At 38.5% G+C, this 2,821-nt stretch carries 4 protein-coding genes; 1 reads left to right on the top strand and 3 read right to left on the bottom strand.

What is annotated here, in order from left to right; genetic code table 11:
- A partial coding sequence (locus tag C200_RS16915; RefSeq protein WP_155276067.1) for a helix-turn-helix domain-containing protein occupies positions 1-91 on the bottom strand: 91 nt, incomplete at its 3' end.
- 43 nt (positions 92-134) lie between these two features.
- Between C200_RS16915 and C200_RS07830 the strand changes: the two genes are divergently transcribed.
- Positions 135-812, top strand: a complete 678-nt coding sequence (locus C200_RS07830) for a ComEC/Rec2 family competence protein (RefSeq protein WP_016212012.1) — start codon at positions 135-137, stop codon at positions 810-812.
- A 15-nt stretch (positions 813-827) separates the two neighbouring features.
- On the opposite strand, the gene C200_RS07825 is transcribed toward C200_RS07830, so the two are convergent.
- Positions 828-1,211 carry a hypothetical protein gene (locus C200_RS07825; RefSeq protein ID WP_016212013.1) on the bottom strand — a complete coding sequence of 128 codons (384 nt, stop codon included), beginning with the start codon at positions 1,209-1,211 and terminating at the stop codon, positions 828-830.
- A gap of 221 nt (positions 1,212-1,432) precedes the next feature.
- On the bottom strand, positions 1,433-2,554 hold the full coding sequence (locus tag C200_RS07820) for a calcium:proton antiporter (protein ID WP_016212011.1): 1,122 nt from the start codon (positions 2,552-2,554) through the stop codon (positions 1,433-1,435).
- Positions 2,555-2,821 lie beyond the last annotated feature (267 nt).

Here is a 2,821-nt window from a genome sequence, read left to right as displayed (position 1 = left end):
GTGCTCTAGCAATTGATCTGAGCGAGTCTCCCTCTGATAACCGTTGTTCGATATAAAAACGATCTTTTTCATTTAAGTGCCGATAAACCATCTCTACCCTCTAAGTCAAAAGGCGAACTAGAGAGTTTATCTGTATGAATATGAACTCTCTACTGAGTGTTGCACTTCAGATGACGGAGGGCGTGGTAGTGGTCCCTAACCTATATGCCATGGGCATTCAGCATATTGATAAACTTGTAATTAGCCATATTGATTCTGATCATAGTGGTGGGTTAGCCAGTGTATTGGCTGCTTATCCAAAAACACGAGTTGTTAGTTCCAGCCCTTTGTTACCTTATACAAAGACTCAGGCGTGTGTTGCAGGAGATCGTTGGTTGTGGGATGGTGTGACCTTTGAGTTTTTGTCACCAACTTATCCTTTTCCTTATGGCCGTAATAATCAATCATGTGTGCTTAAGGTGAGTGTTAATGAAGAAGGAAGTAGTATGCTGCTCACTGGAGATATAGAAAAACGCCAAGAGAAAAAGCTGCTGCTTCAAGCGCCTTTAAGCTTAAAAAGTGATATTCTTTTTGCACCTCATCATGGTGGTAATAGTTCATCGACGTCGCCATTTATTAAAGCGGTATCTCCTCATACGGTGATCATCAGTGCAGGGCGTTATAATGCCTACCGATTGCCTCATGTAAAAGTGCTTCATCGTTATCAATCACAGCATATTGCTATTTTAAATACCGGGCAAGTGGGGGCGATTGACTTTCAATTATCTGGTAATAAAGAGCCTTTGTTTACTTTTGCAGGAGCTGGTGTTTAAAGTTCGCAAGAGGGGCTATTGCTCTTCTTTAATATCAATCGTTATTTTTGCTTCAATAGTAAAGTCATTAACACAGGCTTCCAGCGTGGTGGCGACCATATGCAGTAAACCATTTTTAATGGTCTTGAGTTCTTGATCATTGCAACCTTCTATTTCATTTAACGTATTTAAAAGTATTTTACGATAGATTGCACTTAGCATATCAAGCTGAGCAAAACGTAATTCGACATCACTAATACTCGCTAAGGCTTTGCTTTTCTCACTGTCGTTATCATTATTACAGTTTTCAGCAAAATCTTTTTGCTGTTTTTCTAGAATGTTGAGAAGATATTCATGAATCTGAACAGCTGTATCAGCGTAGTTAATTGCATCAAAAAAATCTCTTTTATTTATTGTCATTATTGCTGCCTTGTTGTGTTAATTTAGGTCAAAAGTAACGAGTATTCTAGCACATCTGATTGGTTAAATTCATTTTCATGTGTGATCTTCTAAGGCTGTAACTTTGATACGGTCGCAGACAAAACACCACGGCTTTAGCCGTGGATATTTATAAAAATTATGTCTAGTTGCTTAGTCTCTTAAGTTAGTGACACTACACCGATAGAAAATAGCGATACTTGCTATTTGGCTAAATCAAAGATAAAGACAATATAAGTAAAAAATAAAGCAAGGTGAACGACCCCTTGAAGGATATGGGTTCGATGGCTGATAAAAGTAATCATGCTGACTGCGAGGGTGAGTATAAGAAGTAATACATCAAGGCTAGACAAGCCTAACGTAATAGTTTGTTGGGTAAGAAAACTAATTACCAGTACTGCAGGAATGGTTAAGCTGATAGAAGCTAAAGCTGAGCCCAAGCAAAGATTAACACAGCGTTGCATTTGGTTATTTGCGGCTGACTTAATTGCACTCATGCCCTCTGGAGTTAGCACAAGAATAGCAACAATGAAGCCGCTTAATGCTTTAGGTGCGTGTAGGGCAGAAATAGTAAAATCGATATACATGGCAAGTTTTTTGGAGAGCAAAACCATGACGATAAGTGCCATAAACAGCATGGCGATATGAAAATAAACTTTTCGAGGTAAGCTGCCATCTTTTTGTGCGGCTGTAATTTGTTCGTCAGTTGGGTCTGGGTGTTCAAAAAAATCTTTGTGACGCACGGTTTGAATCGATAGAAAAACACCATAAAGGACCAAACTCATGATAACGATAAAGCCTGCTTGGCCGTGAGAAAGTACACCATAGCTGGCAGCTTTTGTGTAGTTGGGAGAGACTAGACAAATAATAGATAAAGGCACCAGGACAGATAGAAATGCATTCGCTCCATTCAAGTTGTAGCGTTGTGAGTGATGGCGAATGCCGCCAAGTAATAAACTGAGTCCGACTAGACCGTTTAAAGAGATGATGATGACTGCAAACATGGTATCGCGTGCCAATGTTGGACTTTTTCCACCTGCAAGCATCACCGCAGAAATTAAGGCAACTTCAATAGAGATGACAGAAATGGTGAGAATAATGGTCCCATAAGGTTCACCAAAGCGGTGGGCCAGCCAGTCAGCATGTTTTACGACATTAAAAGCACAAGCAATCATAATAATAAATACAACAATAAATCCGATCGCGGCAAAGTTTATACTGTGAGGAACAAGTTGTTGACTAAATTGAGGAGAAAAAAAGATGAGAACAAATAGTAGTCCGATGAGAAATTTATACTCTTCACGGATAAATTGAAATGGCTTCATATAGTGTGCTCTTTTACTTAAATTTGGTTAGCTGAATGTTAATTATTACTTTTAGTAATCTTTGACATGATACTGTATATCAAGTGATTGCCGTATTAAACAATTTTTACTCGATGTTAAGTGCTTTTAAAGCTATTTAACGTGAGTTCGATATAAGGTCCTATTGAAAAAGCAGCCCGTTTGCAATTAATATTTAGGTTCTCAAAGTCTAAATCCATTGCAAGGAGCTACTTATGGATACCAGCTTAATTGGTTTGTTTTGTATTG

The organism is Piscirickettsia salmonis LF-89 = ATCC VR-1361, from assembly GCF_000297215.2.
GTDB lineage: Bacteria > Pseudomonadota > Gammaproteobacteria > Piscirickettsiales > Piscirickettsiaceae > Piscirickettsia > Piscirickettsia salmonis.
Note: the sequence above shows the minus strand (reverse complement) of the source record. Positions and strands in the feature narration are given on the sequence as shown.